Annotated in this window: 21 protein-coding genes and 1 pseudogene; 7 read left to right on the top strand and 15 right to left on the bottom strand. The window is 62.5% G+C overall.

Annotation, left to right across the window (positions count from 1 at the left end; genetic code table 11):
- Nucleotides 1–238 precede the first annotated feature (238 nt).
- Complete coding sequence (locus tag ACREXZ_RS04115) at nucleotides 239–1,777, top strand: FAD-dependent monooxygenase (protein ID WP_431762755.1); 1,539 nt, start codon at nucleotides 239–241, stop codon at nucleotides 1,775–1,777.
- A 16-nt stretch (nucleotides 1,778–1,793) separates the two neighbouring features.
- Here ACREXZ_RS04115 and ACREXZ_RS04110 read toward each other — a convergent pair whose 3' ends face one another.
- On the bottom strand, nucleotides 1,794–2,261 hold the full coding sequence (locus tag ACREXZ_RS04110) for a YaiI/YqxD family protein (RefSeq protein WP_431762754.1): 468 nt from the start codon (nucleotides 2,259–2,261) through the stop codon (nucleotides 1,794–1,796).
- A gap of 303 nt (nucleotides 2,262–2,564) precedes the next feature.
- Here ACREXZ_RS04110 and ACREXZ_RS04105 point away from each other — a divergent pair, with 303 nt between their 5' ends.
- The gene (locus ACREXZ_RS04105) at nucleotides 2,565–3,308 is read left to right on the top strand and encodes a methyltransferase domain-containing protein (protein ID WP_431762753.1); all 744 of its coding nucleotides are present in this window, start codon (nucleotides 2,565–2,567) and stop codon (nucleotides 3,306–3,308) included.
- A gap of 26 nt (nucleotides 3,309–3,334) precedes the next feature.
- On the opposite strand, the gene ACREXZ_RS04100 is transcribed toward ACREXZ_RS04105, so the two are convergent.
- The 6 genes from ACREXZ_RS04100 to ACREXZ_RS04075 all read right to left on the bottom strand — a co-directional run bounded on the left by ACREXZ_RS04100 (nucleotide 3,335) and on the right by ACREXZ_RS04075 (nucleotide 10,749).
- On the bottom strand, nucleotides 3,335–4,258 hold the full coding sequence (locus tag ACREXZ_RS04100) for a hypothetical protein (RefSeq protein WP_431762752.1): 924 nt from the start codon (nucleotides 4,256–4,258) through the stop codon (nucleotides 3,335–3,337).
- Between the two features lie 139 nt (nucleotides 4,259–4,397).
- Entirely contained in the window at nucleotides 4,398–5,222 is an 825-nt protein-coding gene (locus ACREXZ_RS04095) for an HvfC/BufC family peptide modification chaperone (protein ID WP_431762751.1), read from the bottom strand.
- Nucleotides 5,219–6,172, bottom strand: coding sequence for an MNIO family bufferin maturase (gene bufB, locus ACREXZ_RS04090; RefSeq protein ID WP_431762750.1), 954 nt, complete (start codon nucleotides 6,170–6,172; stop codon nucleotides 5,219–5,221). The genes ACREXZ_RS04095 and bufB overlap by 4 nt, the downstream gene beginning before the upstream one ends.
- A 13-nt stretch (nucleotides 6,173–6,185) precedes the next feature.
- Nucleotides 6,186–8,267 carry a ferritin-like domain-containing protein gene (locus ACREXZ_RS04085; RefSeq protein ID WP_431762749.1) on the bottom strand — a complete coding sequence of 694 codons (2,082 nt, stop codon included), beginning with the start codon at nucleotides 8,265–8,267 and terminating at the stop codon, nucleotides 6,186–6,188.
- A gap of 23 nt (nucleotides 8,268–8,290) precedes the next feature.
- Nucleotides 8,291–9,652 (bottom strand): heme-binding protein, encoded by a 1,362-nt coding sequence (locus ACREXZ_RS04080; RefSeq protein ID WP_431762748.1) that lies wholly within the window; start codon nucleotides 9,650–9,652, stop codon nucleotides 8,291–8,293.
- Between the two features lie 695 nt (nucleotides 9,653–10,347).
- On the bottom strand, nucleotides 10,348–10,749 hold the full coding sequence (locus ACREXZ_RS04075) for a RidA family protein (protein ID WP_431762747.1): 402 nt from the start codon (nucleotides 10,747–10,749) through the stop codon (nucleotides 10,348–10,350).
- Nucleotides 10,750–10,932: 183 nt separating this feature from the next.
- On the opposite strand from ACREXZ_RS04075, the gene ACREXZ_RS04070 reads away from it, so the two are divergent.
- Nucleotides 10,933–12,186 carry an MFS transporter gene (locus tag ACREXZ_RS04070; protein WP_431762746.1) on the top strand — a complete coding sequence of 418 codons (1,254 nt, stop codon included), beginning with the start codon at nucleotides 10,933–10,935 and terminating at the stop codon, nucleotides 12,184–12,186.
- A 36-nt stretch (nucleotides 12,187–12,222) separates the two neighbouring features.
- On the opposite strand, the gene ACREXZ_RS04065 is transcribed toward ACREXZ_RS04070, so the two are convergent.
- Nucleotides 12,223–13,083 carry a LysR family transcriptional regulator gene (locus ACREXZ_RS04065; RefSeq protein ID WP_431762745.1) on the bottom strand — a complete coding sequence of 287 codons (861 nt, stop codon included), beginning with the start codon at nucleotides 13,081–13,083 and terminating at the stop codon, nucleotides 12,223–12,225.
- A 137-nt stretch (nucleotides 13,084–13,220) separates the two neighbouring features.
- On the opposite strand from ACREXZ_RS04065, the gene mdtD reads away from it, so the two are divergent.
- Complete coding sequence (gene mdtD, locus ACREXZ_RS04060) at nucleotides 13,221–14,618, top strand: multidrug transporter subunit MdtD (protein WP_431762744.1); 1,398 nt, start codon at nucleotides 13,221–13,223, stop codon at nucleotides 14,616–14,618.
- 225 nt (nucleotides 14,619–14,843) lie between these two features.
- On the top strand, nucleotides 14,844–15,722 hold the full coding sequence (locus ACREXZ_RS04055; protein ID WP_431762743.1) for a 2OG-Fe(II) oxygenase: 879 nt from the start codon (nucleotides 14,844–14,846) through the stop codon (nucleotides 15,720–15,722).
- 20 nt (nucleotides 15,723–15,742) lie between these two features.
- Here the strand turns inward: ACREXZ_RS04055 and ACREXZ_RS04050 are convergent, their stop codons facing one another.
- The 3 genes and pseudogenes from ACREXZ_RS04050 to ACREXZ_RS04040 all read right to left on the bottom strand — a co-directional run.
- Nucleotides 15,743–17,017 carry a DUF3443 domain-containing protein gene (locus tag ACREXZ_RS04050; RefSeq protein WP_431762966.1) on the bottom strand — a complete coding sequence of 425 codons (1,275 nt, stop codon included), beginning with the start codon at nucleotides 17,015–17,017 and terminating at the stop codon, nucleotides 15,743–15,745.
- 34 nt (nucleotides 17,018–17,051) lie between these two features.
- Complete coding sequence (locus ACREXZ_RS04045; protein WP_431762965.1) at nucleotides 17,052–17,501, bottom strand: DUF2844 domain-containing protein; 450 nt, start codon at nucleotides 17,499–17,501, stop codon at nucleotides 17,052–17,054.
- Between the two features lie 736 nt (nucleotides 17,502–18,237).
- Nucleotides 18,238–18,369 (bottom strand): annotated as a pseudogene (locus tag ACREXZ_RS04040) (helix-turn-helix domain-containing protein); the annotation flags it as partial.
- Nucleotides 18,370–18,472: 103 nt separating this feature from the next.
- Here ACREXZ_RS04040 and ACREXZ_RS04035 point away from each other — a divergent pair.
- Nucleotides 18,473–19,267 (top strand): SDR family NAD(P)-dependent oxidoreductase, encoded by a 795-nt coding sequence (locus ACREXZ_RS04035; RefSeq protein ID WP_431762742.1) that lies wholly within the window; start codon nucleotides 18,473–18,475, stop codon nucleotides 19,265–19,267.
- A 317-nt stretch (nucleotides 19,268–19,584) separates the two neighbouring features.
- On the opposite strand, the gene ACREXZ_RS04030 is transcribed toward ACREXZ_RS04035, so the two are convergent.
- The 4 genes from ACREXZ_RS04030 to ACREXZ_RS04015 form a co-directional block, all read right to left on the bottom strand.
- Nucleotides 19,585–20,109, bottom strand: a complete 525-nt coding sequence (locus tag ACREXZ_RS04030) for a hypothetical protein (protein WP_431762741.1) — start codon at nucleotides 20,107–20,109, stop codon at nucleotides 19,585–19,587.
- Nucleotides 20,110–20,151: 42 nt separating this feature from the next.
- The gene (locus ACREXZ_RS04025; protein ID WP_431762740.1) at nucleotides 20,152–20,535 is read right to left on the bottom strand and encodes a hypothetical protein; all 384 of its coding nucleotides are present in this window, start codon (nucleotides 20,533–20,535) and stop codon (nucleotides 20,152–20,154) included.
- A gap of 418 nt (nucleotides 20,536–20,953) precedes the next feature.
- Nucleotides 20,954–21,226 carry a hypothetical protein gene (locus ACREXZ_RS04020; protein WP_431762739.1) on the bottom strand — a complete coding sequence of 91 codons (273 nt, stop codon included), beginning with the start codon at nucleotides 21,224–21,226 and terminating at the stop codon, nucleotides 20,954–20,956.
- A gap of 67 nt (nucleotides 21,227–21,293) precedes the next feature.
- Nucleotides 21,294–21,485 (bottom strand): hypothetical protein, encoded by a 192-nt coding sequence (locus ACREXZ_RS04015; protein ID WP_431762738.1) that lies wholly within the window; start codon nucleotides 21,483–21,485, stop codon nucleotides 21,294–21,296.
- A 163-nt stretch (nucleotides 21,486–21,648) separates the two neighbouring features.
- Here ACREXZ_RS04015 and ACREXZ_RS04010 point away from each other — a divergent pair, with 163 nt between their 5' ends.
- Nucleotides 21,649–21,975, top strand: a complete 327-nt coding sequence (locus ACREXZ_RS04010) for a hypothetical protein (protein ID WP_431762737.1) — start codon at nucleotides 21,649–21,651, stop codon at nucleotides 21,973–21,975.
- The last annotated feature ends 61 nt before the right edge of the window (nucleotides 21,976–22,036 follow it).

Here is a 22,036-nt window from a genome sequence, read left to right as displayed (position 1 = left end):
GTTGGATGAACGGTATTAGTGAGCGGGAGTAGCAGGGCGAAAGCGCGCGTGTCGCGTGACACGGAAAGCTGCATGGCAGGCCGCTAAAGCGGTCATTGGATCGACGATATGCCAGGGTGATACGATGCTTGCCGCCGAGGGTGGCAAGCATCGTTTGCCTGCGTGGAACGATCATCATCGAACCGCGGCCTTCCTTGATACCGCACGATAGCGGCCAGCGCGCTTGAGGAGTTTCACGTTGATCCATGATGTTGTGATTGCCGGTGGCGGCCCCGTCGGTTTGTTTCTCGCCGGTGAGCTGCGTCTCGCAGGCGTCTCGGTCTTAGTGCTGGAGCAGGCCGCTGACCCGAGCTCTCCGTTGAAGCGACTTCCGTTCGGACTGCGCGGCCTGTCTGCACCCACCATCGAAGCCTTCTACCGTCGCGGATTGCTGGACGAGATCGAGGCGCCGCAACGTGCGAAAGATGACTCGGGTAGCGGCGCGTCGAATGTTCCGCACTGGATGCAGCAGGCGCGTCGCCCGGGCGGCCATTTCGCCGGCATCCAGTTCTTTCACGACAATATTGATACCTCGAAGTGGCCGTACCGTCTGCCGGGCCCTGCCGGCACCAGCATGGCGGTCGAGATGGAGCACATCGAATCCGTATTGGCCGCTCGGGCAATCGCGTTGGGGGTTGAGATCAGGCGCGGCCTTGGCGTCGAAGGCTTCGATCAGTCGGACGAGGACGTGACCGTTCGCGCCGGTGATGAAACGTTTCGCGGACGATGGCTCGTCGGTTGTGATGGCGGGCGCAGCACCGTGCGCAAGGCTGGCGGCTTTGAGTTCGCCGGCACCGATCCCGAGTTCACCGGCTATTCCGTGCAGGTCGAGATGGCGGATCCGGACAAGCTCAAGCCGGGCCGCCACTACACGCCGACGGGCATGTACACCTACCAGAAGCCCGGCATCATCGCGATGGTCGATTTCGATGGGGGCGCTTTCCATCGAACCCAGCCGGTTACGCTCGAGCATGTGCAGGCGGTGTTGCGCCATATCTCGGGCACCGATGTCACTGTGACGAACCTCCAGCTTGCGACAACCTGGACAGATCGCGCCAGTCACGCGACGGCTTACCGCAAAGGGCGGGTGCTGCTCGCGGGCGATGCCGCGCACATCCATTCCCCGTTGGGCGGTCAGGGGCTCAACCTCGGTCTGGGCGACGCGATGAATCTCGCGTGGAAGCTTGCCGCTACCCTTCGTGGCGATGCGCCGTTGGGTCTGCTCGATAGCTACGAGAGCGAACGGCAGCCGGTGGGAGCGCAGGTTCTTGACTGGTCTCGCGCTCAGGTCGCGCTGATGCGGCCGAGCCGGAGCACGCGCGCGCTCGAAGCGATCATTCGCGATCTTATCGACACGCGCGATGGTGCGACATACTTCGCCGAACGTGTGTGGGGTGTTTCTCTTCGCTACGATTTTGGTGGTAAACATCCGCTGGCGGGCTGCAGTGCGCCTGACTTCGAGTTGATCGATGGCACGAGGCTTGGTGAACTTCTCAGGCAGGGAAAAGGCTTGCTTCTGGACTTCGATACTCGTCCGTCGCTTCAAGCGTTGGCTAGCCGCTGGAGTGATCGCATTACGTATGTCGCGAGCGACGTCAAGGATCGGCTAGGCTTGAGCGCTGTGCTTGTGCGTCCCGATGGTTTTGTCGCGTGGGCTGGGGAGGTTGCTTCTTCAAGCGATGAGGAAGTCGCTCAGGCTGCATCGCGATGGTTTGGTGAACCCGGTGCAGGCGCGTAGTTCTGCTCTGCATGCATCAAGCGATTGCACCTGGCGGCGCAGCATGGCGTGCGAGGAACCGATCCAGTTGTGCAGCGAACGACTTGCTATCGTTCTGGCTGTACGGTGACGGACCGCCGGTCTCGATGCCTGAACTGCGGAGCTGATCCATCACGTCGCGCATCGTCAGGCGCTCCTGGATGTTCTCACGGCTAAACCAGCTTCCACGCGGGTCGAGCACATAAGCGCCTTTATCCAGGGCAGCAGCGGCAAGCGGAATGTCCGCCGTGATCACGAGGTCGCCATTCGTGACCAGTTCGACGATACGGTTATCTGCGACGTCGAAGCCCGCAGGCACTTGCAGTGCCTTGATGAAGCGGGAAGGCGGCGTGCGCAAATACTGGTTCGCGACCAGCGTGACGCACACTTCGACACGCTTTGCTGCGCGAAACAGCATCTCCTTCACGACGACGGGGCAGGCGTCTGCGTCGACCAGCACTTGCATGGGGGTGTTTCCGATGGAGGGGAGAGTGGGCATTTTACTGCTGGCGTGTGTGTCGAGGTAAAGCCTGATGTTGGTTGGCGCGCGGAAGACTGTCGTCGTTCTCGTCAGATCCCCAAGAAGTCAGTCTCTTTCTTCCGTTCATCTCGCATCCATTGCGCGTTGCTGCCCGGAGGTTTGAAGAATAATATTCACTTGGGATCGAAATCGATTTCTGTCGCTCCTGGTTCTTTTACGAGAGCCACAGCAGTGAATAATAAGTGCTGCCGACTGAGCCCACCTGGCACAAAGACAAGGAGTCCGACTGTGGTGGCAAACCAGTATTACGATGAGGTGGCCAGTAAATTCGCGCGCGACATCGAGACGGGGCCACGCAACGAGTTCCGCCTGCAAGTGATGTATCCGAGCGTGATGCAGGCAATCGGCGATATCCGCGACCAATCCGCGCTCGACCTCGCCTGTGGAACTGGAGTTTACGCGCGCTTTCTGCGTCAACGCGGCGCAGCACGGGTGACCGGCGTGGACATTTCGGCAGGCATGATCGACGTCGCGCAGTCTTACGAATCAGCCCGGCCGCTCGGCATCACCTATCTGGTTCATGACGTGGCCGAGCTTCCAACGCTTGGCGCTTTCGACGTCGCGGTCGCCGCGACACTGTTCAACTTCGCAGATTCGCGGCAAATGCTCAAGCGCATGTATGAGCGCATCCGCGCCAACCTGCGCCCCGGCGGTCGCCTGGTGGCGCTCATGCAGAACGCCCAGTTCGACCCAGGCGCAACCGTCATCGGACAGTTCGGAATGCATCAGCGCGATCACAGCCCCGAAGATGGTTCGACCGTTCTCGTCGATCTTGGCGATCCACCTCAGACAGTGACGACGTGGAGCTGGCACAGCGCCACGCACGAGCAGGTGGCGGAACAGGCAGGCTTTACGCGCCTTCAATGGCACCCGCACATCTCGGTCGCGGAGCCGGAACACCCAGACTATGCAGCGTTTAAAAAGTATCTCGACAACCCTCACATGGTGATTCTCTCTGCCGAGGCTGCCTGAGCGCACCTGGAGCAGTCTCGCTACGCTTACTCGATATCCTCGCGCCGTGCCGCGAAGCCAATGTCGCCATAGGCAAGACGATCCGTGTACGCTTTCGCGGGCGCGTCTTCCGTCGACAGCAGCTTCCATTGCACGTTCCGGCGTCTCGCCCGGAACTCCGCGAGCTGCGGAAAACGCCTGAGAACGTTCCGGGTGATCTGGTACTGCAAGTGTTGAATGGACTGGTTCTTTTCGTGGTGCCACGTGGACCGCACGATGTCGCGCACCCACTCCGCAGGGATGTAGCGATCCGTGCCCGCAATCGCATCCTGTGGGTCAAGGTAACGCCAGAAGAAGTCCTGTGCGAGGTAAAGAATCCGTTCGTGTCGCGGTGCGATATTGCTGTACTCGTCGCCCGGGAATCCCGCGAACGCGTTTCCATTCATCTTGACGAGATTCAGATTGCCGAGCCCGCACAGGTGCTCGCGCAGCACGATCTCTCCTTCCCGGATCTTTTCGTACTCGAATGACACTGTTGCGTGCTCGTTGTCCGAACGCTGATAGAGCGCATCGCTCTCCTGAAACCCGTCCGGTCCCGGCACCCGCACTTGCAGGAACGGCAGTTCGCTGCCCTCGATTGTCATGTGTGTCATTTGCGGATACCGACCCAGGAAGCCGCGTGCGAGGAAGTCGACGCACCCCTCGATCGTCGAGCCCTCGTAGGAGTCGGAGCTCTCGGAGATGTAGTTGCCAAAGGTCTGTGTCGGCACCAGTATCTCGTTGTCTCCTTCAGTGTAACAACGCTGATACGCAGCTCCACTCGTCGTTACGGAGATCCGCATTCCGATAATCGTGTTCGGCCTGCCGGTGAATTCGGATTCGGGGATCCGGCCGACCGAAAGTGGTCGTGCGTGGGTGCGGTAGAAAACGATATCGCCTTGACCGTAAAAAGTCCCTTCGCGTGGATGCATGATCACTCTTCCCCTGTATAAGCTGCGCCAACCCGTCGAAAACCTTGCTGGCTGAAACCACCCGACTGGCCGGCCACCTATCCCGAGAAATTGCACGAACCGAACGATTACCCCAAGCCGAAATCCGGACCAAAAAAGCCTATCGCCCGATCATCGCCCTCTCGACAAAGAACCCCGCGTCCAACCAGGGCCGACGCACCTCTTCGCGCCAGGATCGCTGTACGTCGTCAACGGAGTACCCAGCTTCCGCGGCGAGCGCCTCGAGCGACGCCGGCACATGTCGAGTCTGTGCCACCAACGACAGGAACCGATAGTGCAGCCGGGTGACCGGATACGTGTGGGTCAGAAAGTCGCGACGCAGGATCACGACATACGATGGTGTCGCAACCGGGAACTGTGGCGAACGGCCGGCGCGAACCTCGTGGTAGTACCAGGCAACAGGGTAGCGGTACTCGACGAGAGCGAGGCAAGGCTGGAGGATCAGCGTGCCATCGTCGGCGGCTATGTCGGGCCACGGCTGTCCCTCGTGACCCTGTGCGTCGAACAGCCGATACAGATCGCGCTCATAACCCGCCAGGTCGACCATGAAATCGATCCACGACTCACGTCCTTCCGGCGGCTCGCCGCGATCCGGCCGATTGTCCTCGAGCCATTCCGGAAAACGTCGACCGAGTTCGTGCAGCGTATAGCTGTCGGACGGGCAGACCCGCAGATACTCGTCGGCGAAATCGTCGAAAAGCGTCATCCCCAACGCGTGGTAGCTGGCAGGGAACTGCTCTTCCAGGCATTTCCGCAATCGCAGGATATAGCTGCGCTGATAGATGGCGAGGCAAGCCGAGGGCGACAGCTTCGGCCCCGGTAACAAGGTGGCTGCGATGGTGTCGACATCGGCGCCATCCGGCGCGATCAGTGTGTCGAGCATCCAGCGTTGCAGCGACTGCAAGCTATCTTCGCGAACGTTCATGACGGGCACACGACGCTATGGCTCATGACCTCGGGTACCAGGAACGCGACTGGGGTGGACACCGCTTCGACGCTGTCTGGCTGAGACTGCAAGGCAGCGTCGACTTCGACGGGCACGTCGCCGTCGATGATCTGTCGCGCCCGCATCAACTCGGCGTGTACGCGTTCGAACGCAGGTACATCGCCATCCCACTCGAGCAAGGTGGCAGCCTGTTCGCTGCGCTGCCAGGCCAGGCGAAACAGTGGCCACACCGCCGCCGAAACCGGGCGATCATGGGTGTCGACGATATGAGTGCCGCAATGCTGGTGTCCGGCCAGATGCAATTGCACGACGCGATCGAATGGGAACTGGTTCAGGTAATCCAATGGATCGGTGCCGGCGTTGAAGCAGCTGACATAAACGTTGTTGACGTCCAGCAGCAGCCAGCAGCCCGTGACGCGGCTGAGCTCACGCAGAAAGGCCGGCTCGTCCAGCGTCGACTGGCGGAAGCGGACATAGGTGCTGGGATTTTCCAGCACCAGCGGCCGTCCCAACAACTCCTGCGCCTCAGCGACTCTGGCGCTTACATGCTGCAGCGTCTTTTCGTTTAGCGGCAGCGGCAGGAGGTCGTGGCTGTTGACCCCCAGCGCGCCGGTCCAGCACAGATGGTCGCTGACCCACCGAGCCGATACCTCATCGGCCAGCCGGCGCAAGCGGGCGAGGTAGTCGCGATCGAGCGGGTCGGTACTGCCGATCGACAGCGAAACGCCATGCAATACGATCGGATAGTGCTCGGCGATCCGGCGCAGGACGGCGCGTGGCCGTCCCCCCGAATCCATGAAGTTCTCCGAGATGGCTTCGAACCAGTCCACCGGTGGCCGCGTTGCCAGGATGTGGTCGAAATGCTGGTTGCGCAGCCCGACGCCGAACCCCAGCCGATGTCCGGCCGTGTCTCCTCGAAGTTCAGTCATGTGCAGGCATTCCTCAGCTGCAACTGCCGGCGCCGCTCATGCCGCTGGACCCGCAAGCCGTCATGCCACGACCGCTATATTCCTGGATCCACTCGATCGTCGGTCCATACTTGAACAAGTCGGGATGCGGCGGTTCGGGCGGCTGGGCCGGCAAGGACGCGTTCTTTTTCTGCAGTGCCGGCCAGGTTTGCTCGGTGAACACTTCGCGCGCGCGCAACCAGACGCTCTTCCCGCGGTTGTGACCATCGGTGCTGAAACGCTCCGCGTTGATCGGCGTCGCGCAACAGCCCTGGGTGGCGCAGGCATTGGCGCCTGGCGTTTCCTGCTCTTGTCCCGTGCCATACAGGCCGCAACCGCCTTGACCGGCACAGGCGTTCTGCACGCGGCAGGTGTGATCCGATACCGACGGCGTGGCCGGGTCGGCGAAGTTGAATTCCAGCGCGGTGGAGCAATAGCCCTGGCCAGCGCATGCGTTATCGCGCGAGCGGCCTTGTCCCTTGCACTGGTTCAGTCCCATGCATGCATGCCGCACCTCGCCATGCACCAGCGCGCCGTTCTCGGGCGGGGTCTGCGGGAACGTCGGAATGCCCTGATATTTACTGACGTCGCAGCCAGGCTTGCCCAGAGTCGGCTGATCGGACGGCGTCTGCCATAGCCCGCTGACGTCCGGCAACGAAGGGACCATGTCGACGAAATATTGCGCGTCGCTGCTGTACCAGGATTCGCTGCTGTATTTGGCATCCATTGCGTTGCACATGGCGACCAGCGTCGCGAAGGCCTGGTCGCGCGGGCCTAGATTGATGTTCTCGAAAGTCGGCGCCAGCTGGTGGGTGCTCGGGAAGCCGTCGGTACCGTTCAGGGAGACTTTCCGCATGGCCTGGATGGCCTTGTCCAGAATCCAGATCATCGACCGGTGCAGCGTCTGGTTGAAATACAGCTTCTGCTGACTCGGTTCGACGCGGAAGATGCTCTCGGTCATGATCAGCATGTACTGATACAGGCCGCTGACGATCTCGGCGAGATCGCGGCGCCCGGGCGGGTAGGCGGCGGCAACCGGATTGTCGGGAAAATCGTAGATGATCTGTGCCAGTTCTTCCTGGCCGAACTGACGTGCTGCAGGGGGCGGCGGGGGTGGCTGCTTCCGCAGCTTCTCATCGTTGAGATCGTAGCCTGCTAGTTGCGATTGCAGCTTCAGGAACTTGTAGTAATGCGAGAGTTCGTGACCCGATTCATCGTCGAACTTGTCGGGACCGAAGCCTTCGCCTTCGGCGTCGATCGTCTGGATCGCCTGCAGCGCATTTTTTTTCGAGGCAATCGTCATCAGCGCGCTGCGGCCGGCATGGCTATCGCCGCGGCTCGCAAAAGCGGCAACGTGGGCTGCCGAGCCGTCGACCGGAGCCGGTACCGGGCAGCCGGAATTGAAGCCGGCTTTCGGATAAACCGAGTCGATGTTGTTGGGCGAATAGTTGGACGGCTGGATCTGGGCCGGTGCCTGGCCCTTCTGGAAATCGTCGTCGGTGATGTGCTTCGAGCTGATGATGCAGCGGAGGTACGAATATATCTGGCCGATCGTGTCCCAGTGATTCAGCTCAGGCGGGGCATCCGCCGTTGCCGGGTATTCGATTTCGAGGAACTGCCACAACTGCCCGGACGAAAACTTCGCCAGCGGAAGGGCCATCGGTTTGTGGTCCGGCCCGAGCTTGCCATGACCGGGCAGATTGCTGGGGTAGGGCGACGGCGAGCGCAAATAGAGCTGGGGCTGTACGCCAAGCGAAAAGAGTATGTTCGACGACAGGGACAGGTGAAGCATCTCCTCGACAGCCACACTCATCATGATGCCGCCCGCCTGATCGGCGAAGCGCGACAGGTCGGTTGCCGGAAATCCTTGCGGCACCCGGTTGATCGAGTAATAGGCGAACAGGTAGAGCGGCACCGTCGCCAGTTCGATCTCGACAGCGATCTGAAACCCGTCGCGCAATTCCGCCCGTGCGCGGGTGGGATCCCAATGCTCGTCGATATGCTGCACCAGGCGTTTCTCCGCTTCGGAGAGGGCGCGGACGGGAAGATCCACGTTCGTGGAGTCGAGCTCGGACATGTTTGTTTCTCCTGATCGGACGGTCACGAAGGCTTCTTCGTCAATGTGTTGACCGTCACATGGGGGAAGGACACGAGGCCGCCCTTTACCGGCAGCAGCAGTGTGATGGTCTGGCTGTATTGCAGTTGAGGAAAGCTGGTTCCTCCGTCAAAACTTTCCAGCCAGCCGGTGAAGTCGTAGCGGGTGACGTTGCTGTACTGCTGTTCGAAGTGGATGTTGCTGACAACACCGTTGCCGTTGGCTGAGCTGACCGTGAACTCAACGTAACTGTTCGGCGTTCCCCCCATCTTGAGCGCGTCAGTCAGCGCCTGATTCGGATTCAGGGTGTAGGTCGTGTCTGGATTCGCCACCGGGTCCTGCAGGGCGTACAGAAAGGGGTCGACGGCTCCCGAGGGCAGCACCGTCGCCGGCGGAATCGCCGGAGCACCGTTGCCGATGGTGTATGAGCCAAGGGCCAGGATCGAATTGCCGTGCGGGACTGCCACCTGTTTCGCAAGGTTGAAGGCCTGGGTAGGCGGAACGCTGTTCTCGACAGTCTGGTTGCCCAATCCTTGGCGAAAGGCATTTCCGTAGGGGCCGAGCAGCTGCTTCTGGTCGGCCAGCAGCAACAGCGAGCCGTTCTCCGCATGGACCAGCGCGTCCTTGTTGGGACCCACCGCGAAATAGACGCGCTGCGAATAGAACAGCGTGTACGAGACCTGTGCCCCAGTGCCGTTGCGATTGAGCACCGGACCGTGGATGGCGGTAAAGGTCAGCTCCTCGTAATAGGAGAAGTTCTTGAGGATATAGCCTGGAGGCCACGACGAATCGACTTGCGGCAGCGGCATCACGTTGTACGAGAATGGACTGTCGGGGCCGCCTTTTTTGGAGGTTCCCAAGGATTGGTTGGTCCAGGTGCCGATCAAATGATGCAGCGGCATTAGATGAGCGATCGGGATGGCGGGCGCCGGCTGCGGCGGATCGATGACGAGCGGTGTCGACAGGTCGGGAACGGTGTTGCTGGGATACACGAATACGGTAACGCTGCCGCTACGGTTAGCCAGGTTGACGGAGGTCGGGTCGCCATTGAAGACCAGTTCAAGCGTGCCGTCCTCGTCGGTTGGGACCGGCTTGGGGCCGTCGCCAATCAGGAACGGCGTCCCCGAACTGCCGACACGCCCGACCAGCGCACCCCATGCCTCATTGGGTAGAGGAGCAGCAGCGGGAGTGGTGTCCATATGACCTCCATTCGCGTCGAAGGGGGCCTCCACGTCGGGATCTTCTGACCACAGCCCGTATTGATACGCGATGGTTACGCCAATGTCGCCCTGGATCATGATCCCGGTCGACTGCCAGCCTTGATTGGCAGCTACTGTGATTGCTTGTGCGGAAAATCCCTGTTGCATTTGCTCACCCATAGAGGATAGCTACCGGCGTTGAACTGGATAATCCCTGAAAATAAGCCGCAGAATCACGACCGTTGTTTCAATTCCACTCGGTAAAGAGTTAAGAATATAGCTATCGATATTGATAGGTTTCTGTATTGGGAGTCGATTCTGGAAGGCTGATGCAGAGGGAGTTGCTTTTTTATGACGATCAAATGAACAATGATTACCGAAATCTGATAAGAAGCCGCTCCGTTTGGGCAAAGGGATTTACTTCGAAAACTCTGTCGAGGCCCGCCGCTCAGCGTTTTCAGGCTATAAAGGTTGGCTGGCTGCGCGAAGCAATCTCAGTCCGATGTGACATTGGCAAATGAGCCATTGCGAAATTACTTTACAAGACCTCGAAAGGTTATGGAGTTAATTTTGCATTGCAGCGGCGATACTGGTTTAGTGTCTATTTTTTATGACTTTCGCGTGTCATGGAAAACGGAATTGTCAATAATTGACGCCATTCATCTCATTCCAGAAATGGCGGATTGCTGTATTGCTCGATACCCACTATCTGGGCAGTTTCGATCTGCGATTTCCGTTGACTCGAAAGGGAATGAGCAAGCCGTGCACCCGGAATGCTTTTCTGAATGCATTCGGCTATATATCGCACCCGCATCCCGGGCCTTTACCCGGCCGACGATCATCCCTTTGTGCGCGTTTCGATATCAGCCCGGCCGCCGCACAATGAAATCGATCTCGACGAGCGCATCGCGCGCGAGTCCGGTCACGCCGATGCAGGTACGCGCGGGCAGACGGTCCGGCGGAAAGTATGCGGCGTAGGTCGCGTTCATCGTCGCGTAGTCGCGCTTGAACTCGGTCAGAAAAATGCGGGCAGACACCACGTGCTCGAGTCCAAGCCCGAGACCCGCGAGCACGAGTCGCAGGTTGTCCATCACGCGCGTGGTCTGCGCGGCGACGCCGTCGGGCAGCGGCGCGGAATCGTCGTCGGGTGACGTGGGCATCTGGCCGGTCACGAAGATCCAGCCGTCCGATTCCGTCGCGTGCGAAAAAGGACCGACGGGCGTCGGTGCGCCCTGGACCATCCAGAACCGGGTGGCTGCGTTCATTGCTGCGTTCTCCTTCGAAAGAGGGGGGATGCGCGCCGCGGACAGTGTCCGCCGCCGATGCCGCACGACGGTATCACGACGCAAATCGTCGCGTGCGTATGCCGCGCAGCGGCGAGTTGCACTAAACTGCCCGCTTTCCCGACCGGCGGTGCCGCGACCCCCGCACCGAATCATGATCGACCGATGACTCCCGACTCCGCCGACACCGATCCCCCTGCCGCATCCGTCTCTCCATCCGTCAGCCCGCTGCGCGATCCCGGGTTCCAGCGTTTCTGGTGCGCGCGCGTGCTGTCGTCGGTGTCGTTCCAGATGCTCGCGGTCGCGATCGGCTGGCACATCTATGCGTTGACGCACAGCGCGTACGCGCTCGGTCTCGTCGGGCTCGCGCAGTTCCTGCCTATGTTCGCGCTGACGCTGATCGTCGGCCATGCGGCGGACCGCTACGACCGCCGGCGTATCGCGGCGATCTGTCAGACACTCGAAGCGCTCGCGGCCGGCGTGTTCCTGCTTGGCACGCTCGGCGGCTGGCTGACGGCACCCGTCATCTACGTGCTGGCGGCATCGGTCGGCGCGGCGCGGGCGTTCGAATCGCCGGCGGTGTCGTCGCTGCTGCCGGGCATCGTCGGGCGCGACGAGCTGCCTCGCGCGACCGCGTGGGCCACGTCGGCGAACCAGTCGGCGCAGATCGTCGGGCCGGCGCTCGGCGGTCTGCTGTACGGCGTCGGGCCGCTCGCCGTGTACGTCGCGTGTGCGATCGCGTTCGGCTGCGCGGCGATGCTTGTCAGCACGATTCCGTTGCGCACGAAGCCGGCGACCCGCGCGCCCGCGACGCTCAAATCGATCTTCTCGGGCATCGCGTTCATTCGCCGCGAACCAGTGGTGCTCGGCGCGCTGTCGCTGGATCTGTTTGCGGTGCTGTTCGGCGGCGCGACCGCGCTGTTGCCGATCTTCGCGCGCGACATGCTGCACACGGGCCCATGGGGCCTCGGCGTGCTGCGCTCCGCACCCGCGCTCGGCGCGCTCGCGGGCACCGTGTGGCTCGCGCATTTTCCGCTGCGCACGCGGCCGGGCAGAGCGATGTTCGGCGGCGTGATCGCGTTCGGCATGGTGACGATCGTGTTCGGGCTGTCGAATCATTTCCTGCTGTCGCTCGTGGCGCTCGCCGCGATGGGCGCCGCCGACGTGATCAGCGTGGTCGTGCGGATGTCGCTCGTGCAGTTGCGCACGCCCGACGAGATGCTGGGCCGTGTGAGCGCGGTGAATTCGCTCTTCATCGGCACGTCGAACCAGCTCGGCGAGTTCGAATCGGGGCTCACCGCGGGCTGGTGGGGTGCGCGGGCTGCGGTGCTCGTCGGCGGCTGCGCGACGATTGGCGTCGCGCTGCTATGGATGCGAATTTTTCCCGAACTCAGGAAGATGCAGTCGCTCGAGCGCTGACGCCTTTGCAGCGCAGCGAACAGAACCGCGGTCAAACTACTCGCCGATCCACGACCCACGCAGATCGCTGTCATGCAGCAACTGCAGCAGCGTCCCCGCTGGACGGCTGAGCCGCTTCGCCGCCAGCGCGATAAATTCGACATCGGGCAGCACCGGCAGACTCGCGACATTGACCGGCGGCGCGAGCCCGCGTGCCGACAGATACTGCGGCCGCACCGTCACACCGAGACCACCGCGCGCCGCCGCCACGCAGCCGGCATGACTGCTGCTCGTGCAGACGATCTGCCAGCGAAAATCGGTCTGTGCGAGTGCATCGAGCACGACCGCGCGCGTCACGCTCGGCTCGGCGACGAGAATCAACGGCAGCGGCTGCGTGAGATCCACCAGTGTGCCGGTGCGCGCGAGCCATTCGAGTCGCCCGGTAAAAAGCGCGACACCGCGCCTGTCGCCGAGCCGTCGTTTGCCGACCAGCAGATCGATCGATCCCGCGTCGAGCAACTCATAAAGCCTGCCGGTCATGCCGATGGTGATTTCGAGCTCCACGTCGGGATGCGCGTTGCGGAATGCCGCGAGCACAGTGGGCAACGGGCCTAGCGCGATATCGTCGGACGAGCCGAGACGTACGCGTCCCTTCAGACGCGGCGCGCGGAATTGCGACTCGGCGCGACCCATCGCCTGCAGGATCACGCCAGCATGCGCGAGCATTGCCTCGCCGTCGGGCGTCATCGCGAGCGAATGCGTGTCGCGCACGAGCAGCCGCCGCCCGATTGCGTGTTCGAGGCGTCGGATGTGTTCGCTGACGCTCGACTGCGTGAGGCCAAGCTGACGAGCCGCCTCGGTGAAGCTATGGCAGGCCGCGACCGTCGTGAATGACTTGAGCCAGATGGGATTGAGCATGGTTCATTGTTATCGGCAACGCCTATGACAGTCAATGTCGTTAGTGGGGTTCCCGATTGGCAACGGTGACAATATCATGTCGAAATCCCCTATGAACGCGTCGAACGCCTGCGTGTCGACGCACCCGAGAAGGTTTGATGAGCAAGGATTCAACCCATACCGCGTTGTTGTGGATCGTCGCCGCAGGTTTTTTCATGCAGACGCTCGACACGACGATCGTCAATACCGCGCTGCCGTCGATCGCACACAGCCTCGGCGTGAAGCCGCTCGTGATGCAGCCGGTGATCGTCGCCTACACGCTGACGATGGCGATGCTGACGCCCGCGTCCGGCTGGCTCGCCGATCGTTTCGGCACACGTCGCGTGTACTTCGCCGCGATCCTGATTTTCGTGTTGGGCTCCTTGTGCTGCTCGAGCGCACACACGCTGGGGCAACTGGTGATCGCGCGGGTCTTGCAGGGCGTCGGTGGCTCGATGCTGCTGCCGATCGGCCGGCTCGCGGTGCTGCGCAGCGTTCGCGGCGAGCAATACGTGTCGGCGCTCGCGATGATTTCGGTCGCTGGGCAGGTCGGCCCGATCGTCGGCCCGACGCTCGGCGGCTGGTTTGTCGAAGCCTTTTCGTGGCACTGGATTTTCCTGATCAACGTGCCGATCGGCGCGATCGGGATGTTCGCGGTCCACCGCTATCTGCCGCGCGCGACCAGTGCAGATGCACCGCGGTTCGATCTGGCGGGTTGCGCGCTGGTGTCGCTGTGCATGATCGCGTTTTCGCTCGCGGTCGATGCACCGGTTCAATCGCATCGCGCCGTGTGGTCCGCCGGACTGTTCGTGCTCGGACTCGTCGCCGCGCTCGCGTACATCGCGTATGCGCGGCGCCGCGAGAATCCGCTGTTCAGGCTCGGCCTGTTTAAAGAGCCGAATTTCAGCGTCGGGTTGACCGGCAATCTGGTGTGCCGGATCGGCTCGAGCGCGGTGCCGTTTCTCGTCCCTCTGCTGATGCAACTCGAACTCGGCTATACGCCGCTGCGTTCCGGTTTGATGATGCTGCCTGCCGCGCTCGCGGGTGCGCTTGCCAAGCGCTGGATTGCGCCGCTGATTCGTCGCTATGGGTATGACACGTTCCTGCTGGTGAATACGCTGATCGTCGGCGGATCGATCGTCGCCTTTGCGCTGATTTCGCGCGGCACGCCGATCGCTGTCGAGATCGTGGTGCTGGCGATCTTCGGCGCGGCCAATTCGATGCAGTTCGCAGCGATGAACAGCGTCACGCTGAAAGGTCTGTCGCTCGAGGACGCGGGCAGCGGCAACAGCCTGTTTTCGATGGTACAGATGCTCGCGTTGGGATTGGGCGTGACGATCGGCGGCGCGCTGGTCACGCTGTTCTCCGATCAATGGGGCTCGGCGGCGCTCGGCTTCCGGATGAGCTTCGTGTGCGTCGGCGTGATTACACTGCTGTCCGCGGCGATTTTCCGGCGCATCGACGTGGCGCCTGCGGTCGCGTCCCCGGTCAATCCGGCGACGGTAGAGGGGCGGTAAAGGCCTTTCTTTCGACCGGCTGTTTCCGTAACGCGCCCCCACGCGATACGTAACGTCCGCGCGCCCCGGCAGCGTCGCCTTGCCGCCCGCAGCCGCGCGCCGGATATCATCGCGCCGTTGCGTTGAACGTTGAAGATGGCACAAGATGTGCATGTTGTCCGATGGGAGGCCGGAGCGAGCCGGTCGCGCAGTACCCGCTTTCACGACGAACAGAACGAGACAATCATGCCGATACTTGACCGGTCCTGGCAGGACTGGCTGACCACCAATGTAGAACGAGGCTGCAGCGCCGAATCGATGATCGACGCGATGATCGCCTCCGGCTTCGCGCGCGACACGGCCCGCGATGCAGTGAAACAGATCGTGCTGGGCAAGCCGATCGCGACTGTCGGGACCACCGTCGCGGTCGCGGCGCAGCCCGAACCAGCCGGCGCCGTCAGCCCCTATCGCTACGACCCGTGCCCCGTACCAGCGGGCAACGTCGTGCGCGCGGGCGGCCGGGACGTCAAGGTGCTAATGCGCTGCGAGCGCCCGCAGATCATCGTGTTCGGCGACGTGTTGAGCGCGGATGAATGCAACGAACTGAAGGAGCGCTCACGTCACCGGCTGAAGCGCTCGACGACGGTCAACGTCGACGACGGCAGCGAAGACGTGATCCAGAACCGCACCAGCGAAGGTATCTGGTTCCAGCGCTGCGAAGACCCGTTCATCACGATGCTCGACCAGCGTATCGCGGAACTGATGAACTGGCCGCTCGACCACGGCGAGGGCTTCCAGATCCTGCACTACAACGGCGGCGGCGAATACAAGCCGCACTTCGACTACTTTCCGCCCGACCAGGCCGGCAGCACGAAGCACACCTCACGCGGCGGCCAGCGCGTCGCGACGCTGATCCTCTACCTGAACGACGTGCCCGGCGGCGGCGAAACGATCTTTCCCGACGCGGGCATTTCGGTCGTCGCGAAGCAGGGCGGCGGCGTCTACTTCTCGTACATGAACAGCGAGAGGCAGCTCGATCCGTTGACGCTGCACGGCGGCGCACCCGTGCGCGAAGGCGAAAAGTGGATCATGACGAAGTGGATGCGCGAGCACGCGTACGTCTGACGTGTGCCGCGCCACTCCGCTCAATACGCGACGTACGGCCCGGTGCCTCCGGGCGTCGGCTGCTGTTCGATCGCGGCGTACACCGTGCGGCCGTAGAAGAACGGCAGCCCCCAGTCGAACACGGTCGACGTCACGAACGCAGGACCCGCGAACAGCGGCATCGCCGAATCGCTGCCGTAGGTCTGCACGAGCGTGACCGCATTGCCGACGCTGAACGACACCGAACTGTTCACGCCGTTCACGCCCTGGATCATCGCGCTTAACTGCTGCGTCGACGACGGACAGTAGTAAGCGTTGTCCGGACTCGAACACACGGGCAGATCGCTGGTCTGGAAGAAGAGGCCGGTCGAGCCGCTGTCGACGATACTCTTCGCGTACGTCGTGCCGTTCTGCACGGTCGTGAACGTACCGTTCGCGGCGCTCACGCCGATCACCTGCGCATTGCCAAGGCCGTTGTTGGTCTGCGTGCCGATGCCGAACACGAGCTGGCCGGACAGCGTTTTCGCGGCGTCCGCGACGGCCGGCAGCACGAGCAGCGAGCCGTTGTTGTCGGTCGTGAAGTACGGCACCGGGTTCGCGACCTGCAGCGCTTCGGCGAGTGCGGTCGACGTGCAGTTCGAACCGTCGCAGGTGTAGTAGGTGGCGGGCAGTGCCTGCTGCGTGCAGTTGTAGCCGCAGTCGTGCTTGAACACACCGATGCCGAGAATGCCGTTCGCACCGAGCGCGCTCGCCGTGTTGCGTGACGCGCCGACGTTCGCGCAGTCGGTCGGCAGCGACGCGTAGCCCGCATCGATCACCTGCACGGGCAGCGACGCGGCCTTCTCGCCGCCGATCTGCACGTCGGCGATGCGCACAGCGCCCCATGTGTAGCCGTCGAAAAATTGCATGCATTCGGCGAGCGGGCTGCCCGCTCCGTTTTTCTCCTGCGGCAGTGCGACCGATGCGGGCAGTTGCGACGCGAAGACGCGCAGCCCCCACGAACCCGTGTCGACCAGCACGTGATCGATCGTCTGGCACTGCGTGGTTGTGCCCAGCGAGCCCGGCGTGCACACCGTCACGCTGACGAAGGGCATGTTCGGCACACCGTTCACGCCTGCATCGATCGTGACCGCCGCGGCGTTCGCGGCGAGGACCTGGGCGGCGGGCGACGTGTTGGTCGTCTGCGTCGGCGACGATGAGTTGGCGGTGCTGCTGCTCCCGCCACCTCCACCTCCGCCCCCGCCGCCGCAAGCGGCGACGCACAGCGAAACCAGCACGACCGACAGACTCAGCAGCAGGCCCGGAAACCGGCGCATACCGCGCAACCGTGAATAGCTCATGGACGCTCCGTTATTGAATGACGCTGGCGTCGACGCCGACGGGAATCGCGTGGGGCAGGTACGCGCGTCCGGAGAACGCGCGCAGATGGCCCGCGGAGAACACAACGAGGTCGTCGCTCGAAACCGCGAGCGGCGTCGCGCGACGCGTCGCGTTGGCCGCGACGTAGCGATCGAACGACGCACCGAGCGTGGTCTTCAGATCGGGCAGCGTCGGACCGTCCCACGCGACGCCGAACACGATGCCGTCGTTCGCGGCGTACTCGCGCACGACGGTGCCCGACGCGAGCGAGATCGCGTGCACGGTGTACGCGGTCGCGGCGGATTCGCTGTGCGACACCGCACGCATCTGGACCTGGTCGGTGCCGACGCTGCTGACACCGGCACCGAGCGTCGCGTGAGCGGGAAGCGAGAGGACAAAAAGTGCCCCGAGCATTGCGTGAGCAATGCCTGTATGAAGCAGCGGTTTCAAGTGAATTCCTTCGCGGTGAGAACCTTCGCGCAAACCGGGCGGTGTGCGCGGACGATGAACAGGGACGCCTGGACCCGGCCGCTCGCATCGCGTTTCAAGCGCGCGGAGCGGGTGGCGTGAATGCGTCTACGGAGCGGTGGCGCGAAACTTTAGGCGGCACCGCAATCGTTTGCCTGCGGTCGGCGGGAACGTAGGTGCAGCGGTCGTCGCGCGATGCGTTTGAGATAAAAAATGGCCGTGCCGTGGGGCGGCCCGGCGCTGCGTGTTTACCCGGGATCAGGCGTTTGAAGCGGACACGTGTTTGACGGGTGGCGGCGCGCGAGAAATATTTTTCGCGTGAAGCGCGTCGGCTGCGCGCGGTTTAAAAGTCCGCTCCATCCGCGAGGGATGGCGAAGGGCGAGGGCTTACCGAAGTGAAAGCCGCCGAGCGTGTGGGGGCGTGTGTTGGGTCCGGCGACGAGATAAAAAATGTCAGCCGTCAAGCTTTTCGTGCATATCACGCGAAGCTTGAAACCTTTGAAAGCTCAATAGGTTAGCTCGACTTCTAACTGCCTGCGGAGACTGAGGCGTGGTTAGCTGGGAGTTAGTTCGGGGCTAAATACGCTGCGGTATGGCCTCTGCGAAAAAATCGGTGACTCGTCGCACGCGCGCCGGTACAAACCGGCGTCTTGGCCAGATGAGGCATATGTCTCTGGCGTCACCTACAAATTCGTCGAGAACGGTGATCGAGGCGTCTCTCGAGCGCGCCGATTGCCTTACTGATCGCTGACTGTGAATCGCCGGTTCGACGCGCGGCGGCGGTAAAACCGCCTGCTTCAACCACGGCTATGAAGGCGTTTAATTCGTGGAATCGATCCATCCCATTCCTCCTGGGAATTAATATTATGACAAATTAAGTCATTATCATTGATTCCGACATCACTCACACTCCAGCTTTCTCCACATGTTGAAGGACTGGTGTCATGAAAATCGATCTTACTGGCCGCAAGGCGGTCGTGACTGGGTCCACGGCAGGTATCGGCCGAGCCATTGCAGAAGGGTTGGCACGTGCGGGCGCCGCGGTCGTCATCAACGGCCGCCGCGAGGACAGGGTCGCCACAACGCTTCGCGAGTTGCGCGAGCTTTTCCCAAAAGGTGAGTTCACCGGCGTCATCGCCGATCTTGCGACCCCGGAAGGCGCGGCGAAGTTGTTCGCGCAGGCGCCGGATGCGGACATTCTCGTCAACAATGTGGGTACCGGGCGTCCGAAGTCCTTCTTCGACATTGAGGACAGCGAGTGGATCGATCTCTTCGAACTTAACGTCATGAGCGGCATTCGTGCCTCCCGCCACTATGTGCCGAACATGACGAAGCGCGGCTGGGGGCGTGTCGTCTTCATCAGCAGCGAGTCCGCGCTTGCCATCCCCAGGGACATGATCGACTACGCCACGACCAAGACCGCTCAGCTCTCCATTGCGAGGGGCTTGGCCGAGGTGGTCGGCGGAACGGGCGTCACCGTTAATTCGGTTCTCCCTGGTCCGACGAATTCGGAGATCATGGGTGGTTGGGCGCAGGCGAACGCAGATGCGCAAGGCATTACGCGTGAGGAAGCCGAGCAGCAGTTCCTGAAAACGAATCGCCCGACCACGCTCCTCAATCGCTTCGCGACAACCGAAGAAGTCGCCAACCTGGTCGTCTATGTCTGCTCGGAGCAGGCGTCGGCGACAACAGGTACTTCCTTGCGTGTCGACGGCGGTGTCGTTCGGACAATTGCATAGGGCGCCCGCTTTTTCACTCATTCAACGCGGCTTCGGGAAGGGCCAAACCATCGGTCCTTCCCGGGCTAGACGATAGCCCGAGTCAAAGGCGCCAGCACTCGTACGAGCATTTCCACTCTAAATCTGGAAAGCACCGGCATAGGATGAACTCGTCTAGGCCCTTGATAAACCTGCTATAGCAGGCTATGGCGTAGTCCAGCGAAATTCGATGCTGGAGTCAGCTTGAAATAAAAAAAAGCGGCTGCCGCGAGGAGCGGCAGCCGCTTGATCTGCTACATGCAGTGACGTGTGCGGAGCAATGCCCGCGCGTCTGACGTTCAGTACGCCCCAGGCGGAGGCGGCATCGAACCCGGCGGCGGAGGCGGCGGCGTATTCACATAGCCTCCCTGCGACTGCACGGTGCGCATCCGGCCCGACACCGGGATGCGATCGCCGGACGCGTACATGCATTGCAGGTACGCATAGTCGTAGCGACGCTGCACGTCATACGCGGACCCTTGCGCGGCACCCGCGCCGAACACGCTGCCGGCCAGCAGGCCAGCCCCGGCGCCGACCGCGGCACCCCTGCCGCCGCCGAACGCCGCACCGGCCGCCGCGCCGAGCGCGGTGCCCACTACGGCGCTGCCGACCGCGCTGTTCGTCGCGGCCTGATTGGTCGACACACCGCCGACCTGGTTGAACGCGAACTGACGGCACGAACCGTCGTCTGCGCGGAACTGGTCGAAGGACTTGCCGGTGCCCGGCAACGCCATCACGCTCGGACCGGTCGGCACGACCGCGCAGGCACCGAGCAGTCCGCTCGACGCAAGCGCGGCGACGAGAGCAAACCTGGAAAATTTCATGAGCTTCCCTTCAGGATGAATCGATGGATCGTTCGGGCGGCGTCAGTTGCCGGGCGCCGATGGTTGCGCGGGGACCGCCCGCCATCCCGAATGGCACTGCTTCGCGTACGGGTAGTACGTTTTCGTCGCGTCGCAGTAGTACCAGGTGCCGGGGGCTTGCGCGGGCTCGCCGTCCGCGGATGCCGCGCCCGGCTGGCCCTGCTCGACGTATTCCTGCGGCTCGGCGGGAACCGGTACCGGCACGGCCACGGCCGGTGGATAGGGCGCATAGGGCGGGTAGTAGTACGGCGCCCACGGGTAGTAGCCACCACCGTAGTAACCACCGCCGCCGATGTACACGCCTACGCGCGCGGCCTCAGCGACCCCGCTCGCGCACACGGCGACGGCTGCGACGGAAAGGCCGAGAACGACATTGAGTTTTTTCACACGGATCTCCACAACGAAACCACGGGAGCCGAGTCGCGCGCTCCGATATGGCTGAACGCTATGCCAGGCGGGGCCGCAACACAATTACGGGCACGGGCGTGTTTTTTTCCGCGTGTTACGCGCCGCGCGACCGCGTCTGGCGCGGGTCTGCGCGCAACGCGCGCAAAAGCCGTGGCGACAGCGTTCCGACGCTGCGACAGATGGCCAGGATGGCGAACGAAAAATTACCTGCCGGTAATATCCGCGGCGCGTTGGGAAGAAACGGAAAGGGGTGTGGCAAGGAGGACGAAAGCAACCGGAGGAACCCGGCAACGGGTGGACAGATCAGCGATGGATTAACGACAAGGAACCGTGCGGTTCGTGGGAACCGCACGGCATTGCATCGCGCGGGTGCCTCGATCGCGCGGAGATAGCGCGCTCAGACGTGGTGAACGCGCGGCGTATGGACTTGCGTACCGAGTCCCTGCGCGTCCATCGGAAGCGCGGAAATCCGGTCGAAGTCGTCGAGTTCAAGCAGCAGGCTGTCGACCGTGCACAGCTGACCCTTGGTCAGGTGATCGCGGTTCAGCAACTGATGCAGTCTGCGGCGCCAGTAGTTCGACGGGAGGATCGGCCCGGCCAGGTCGCCGACCAGCGAAGGCCGCATGACTCTGGCTATGTGCGAGATCTCATAATCGATGAAAGTAATCATGGCGCCCCCGTAGATTTCTTTGAAATTCGCCGACTCGTGTCGACGTTTTGTATGACAAAAATGTAGTTCAATTTTCGTAAATTGCAACCACGCAATCGATGTCGCGGCGAACTTTGCAGCGGTTGCAATAACTGCAGGGTAAGGGCAGCGCCGTCGCGCCGATTGCGCGATTACCGGTCTTTTCCGGCCGCAGTTCGGCATCTGCCGGTCGCAGGCCTTCACCGCCCGTCGGCAAGCCGCCTACCTTACGTTTGTTCATGACAAAAGCGCCATCGTTTCGCCAGCAAAGGGCCACGGTGCGCCGCCTAGACTCCGTTCCGTATCGCGATCGTCCGTTGCCTGTTCGTCGCATCTTCCCAGCGCGGATTGCGGTACGCGAGCCTCTTTCGCCCCTTTATCGTCTCGTCCCCAGGAGCCGCATCATGAACCGATTGCTTATCGCTGCATCGCGCCAATCCATTCGCGCGTCGTTCGCCGCGCTTGCCGCATTCGTCGCCGTCGCGGGCACCGGCGTTGCCTACGCACAAGACGCATCCGATCCCTCGCAACAGACTCAACCGATGCAACAGACCCAGCCCGTCGCCGCGACACCGGCTGCGTCGAACGACGTCGGCGGTTCGTATGCCGGCTCCGCTTCGTCGGGTGCTGCGGGTCTGACACGCGCCGACGTGCGTCAGCAACTGGTCCACTCGGAACGCGACGGCCAGCTCAAGCAGCTGGACGACACGCTGTACAAGGGCGGCCAGTAAGCCGTCCGCTGCCGGGCCGGGTGTGCGTCGCAGGCGCACGTACGCCCACGCACGTACGTAC

The sequence above is a fragment of the Paraburkholderia sp. genome, from assembly GCF_050742655.1.
In the GTDB taxonomy this organism is placed as follows: Bacteria; Pseudomonadota; Gammaproteobacteria; order Burkholderiales; family Burkholderiaceae; genus Paraburkholderia.
The sequence above is the reverse complement of the archived record's forward strand: the minus strand, read 5'-3'. Positions and strand labels throughout refer to the sequence as shown.

Excerpts from the sequence above, each read along its gene's own strand:
- mdtD (WP_431762744.1), top strand. The coding sequence starts at position 13,221 with ATGAGCAAGGATTCAACCCATACCGCGTTGTTGTGGATCGTCGCCGCA.
- ACREXZ_RS04080 (WP_431762748.1), bottom strand. The coding sequence starts at position 9,652 with ATGCAACAGGGATTTTCCGCACAAGCAATCACAGTAGCTGCCAATCAA.
- ACREXZ_RS04020 (WP_431762739.1), bottom strand. The coding sequence starts at position 21,226 with ATGATTACTTTCATCGATTATGAGATCTCGCACATAGCCAGAGTCATG.
- ACREXZ_RS04055 (WP_431762743.1), top strand. The coding sequence starts at position 14,844 with ATGCCGATACTTGACCGGTCCTGGCAGGACTGGCTGACCACCAATGTA.
- ACREXZ_RS04035 (WP_431762742.1), top strand. The coding sequence starts at position 18,473 with ATGAAAATCGATCTTACTGGCCGCAAGGCGGTCGTGACTGGGTCCACG.
- ACREXZ_RS04095 (WP_431762751.1), bottom strand. The coding sequence starts at position 5,222 with ATGAACGTTCGCGAAGATAGCTTGCAGTCGCTGCAACGCTGGATGCTC.
- ACREXZ_RS04065 (WP_431762745.1), bottom strand. The coding sequence starts at position 13,083 with ATGCTCAATCCCATCTGGCTCAAGTCATTCACGACGGTCGCGGCCTGC.
- ACREXZ_RS04110 (WP_431762754.1), bottom strand. The coding sequence starts at position 2,261 with ATGCAAGTGCTGGTCGACGCAGACGCCTGCCCCGTCGTCGTGAAGGAG.
- ACREXZ_RS04070 (WP_431762746.1), top strand. The coding sequence starts at position 10,933 with ATGACTCCCGACTCCGCCGACACCGATCCCCCTGCCGCATCCGTCTCT.
- ACREXZ_RS04030 (WP_431762741.1), bottom strand. The coding sequence starts at position 20,109 with ATGAAATTTTCCAGGTTTGCTCTCGTCGCCGCGCTTGCGTCGAGCGGA.
- ACREXZ_RS04100 (WP_431762752.1), bottom strand. The coding sequence starts at position 4,258 with ATGCATCCACGCGAAGGGACTTTTTACGGTCAAGGCGATATCGTTTTC.
- ACREXZ_RS04015 (WP_431762738.1), bottom strand. The coding sequence starts at position 21,485 with ATGAACAAACGTAAGGTAGGCGGCTTGCCGACGGGCGGTGAAGGCCTG.
- ACREXZ_RS04010 (WP_431762737.1), top strand. The coding sequence starts at position 21,649 with ATGAACCGATTGCTTATCGCTGCATCGCGCCAATCCATTCGCGCGTCG.
- ACREXZ_RS04050 (WP_431762966.1), bottom strand. The coding sequence starts at position 17,017 with ATGCGCCGGTTTCCGGGCCTGCTGCTGAGTCTGTCGGTCGTGCTGGTT.
- ACREXZ_RS04075 (WP_431762747.1), bottom strand. The coding sequence starts at position 10,749 with ATGAACGCAGCCACCCGGTTCTGGATGGTCCAGGGCGCACCGACGCCC.
- ACREXZ_RS04085 (WP_431762749.1), bottom strand. The coding sequence starts at position 8,267 with ATGTCCGAGCTCGACTCCACGAACGTGGATCTTCCCGTCCGCGCCCTC.
- bufB (WP_431762750.1), bottom strand. The coding sequence starts at position 6,172 with ATGACTGAACTTCGAGGAGACACGGCCGGACATCGGCTGGGGTTCGGC.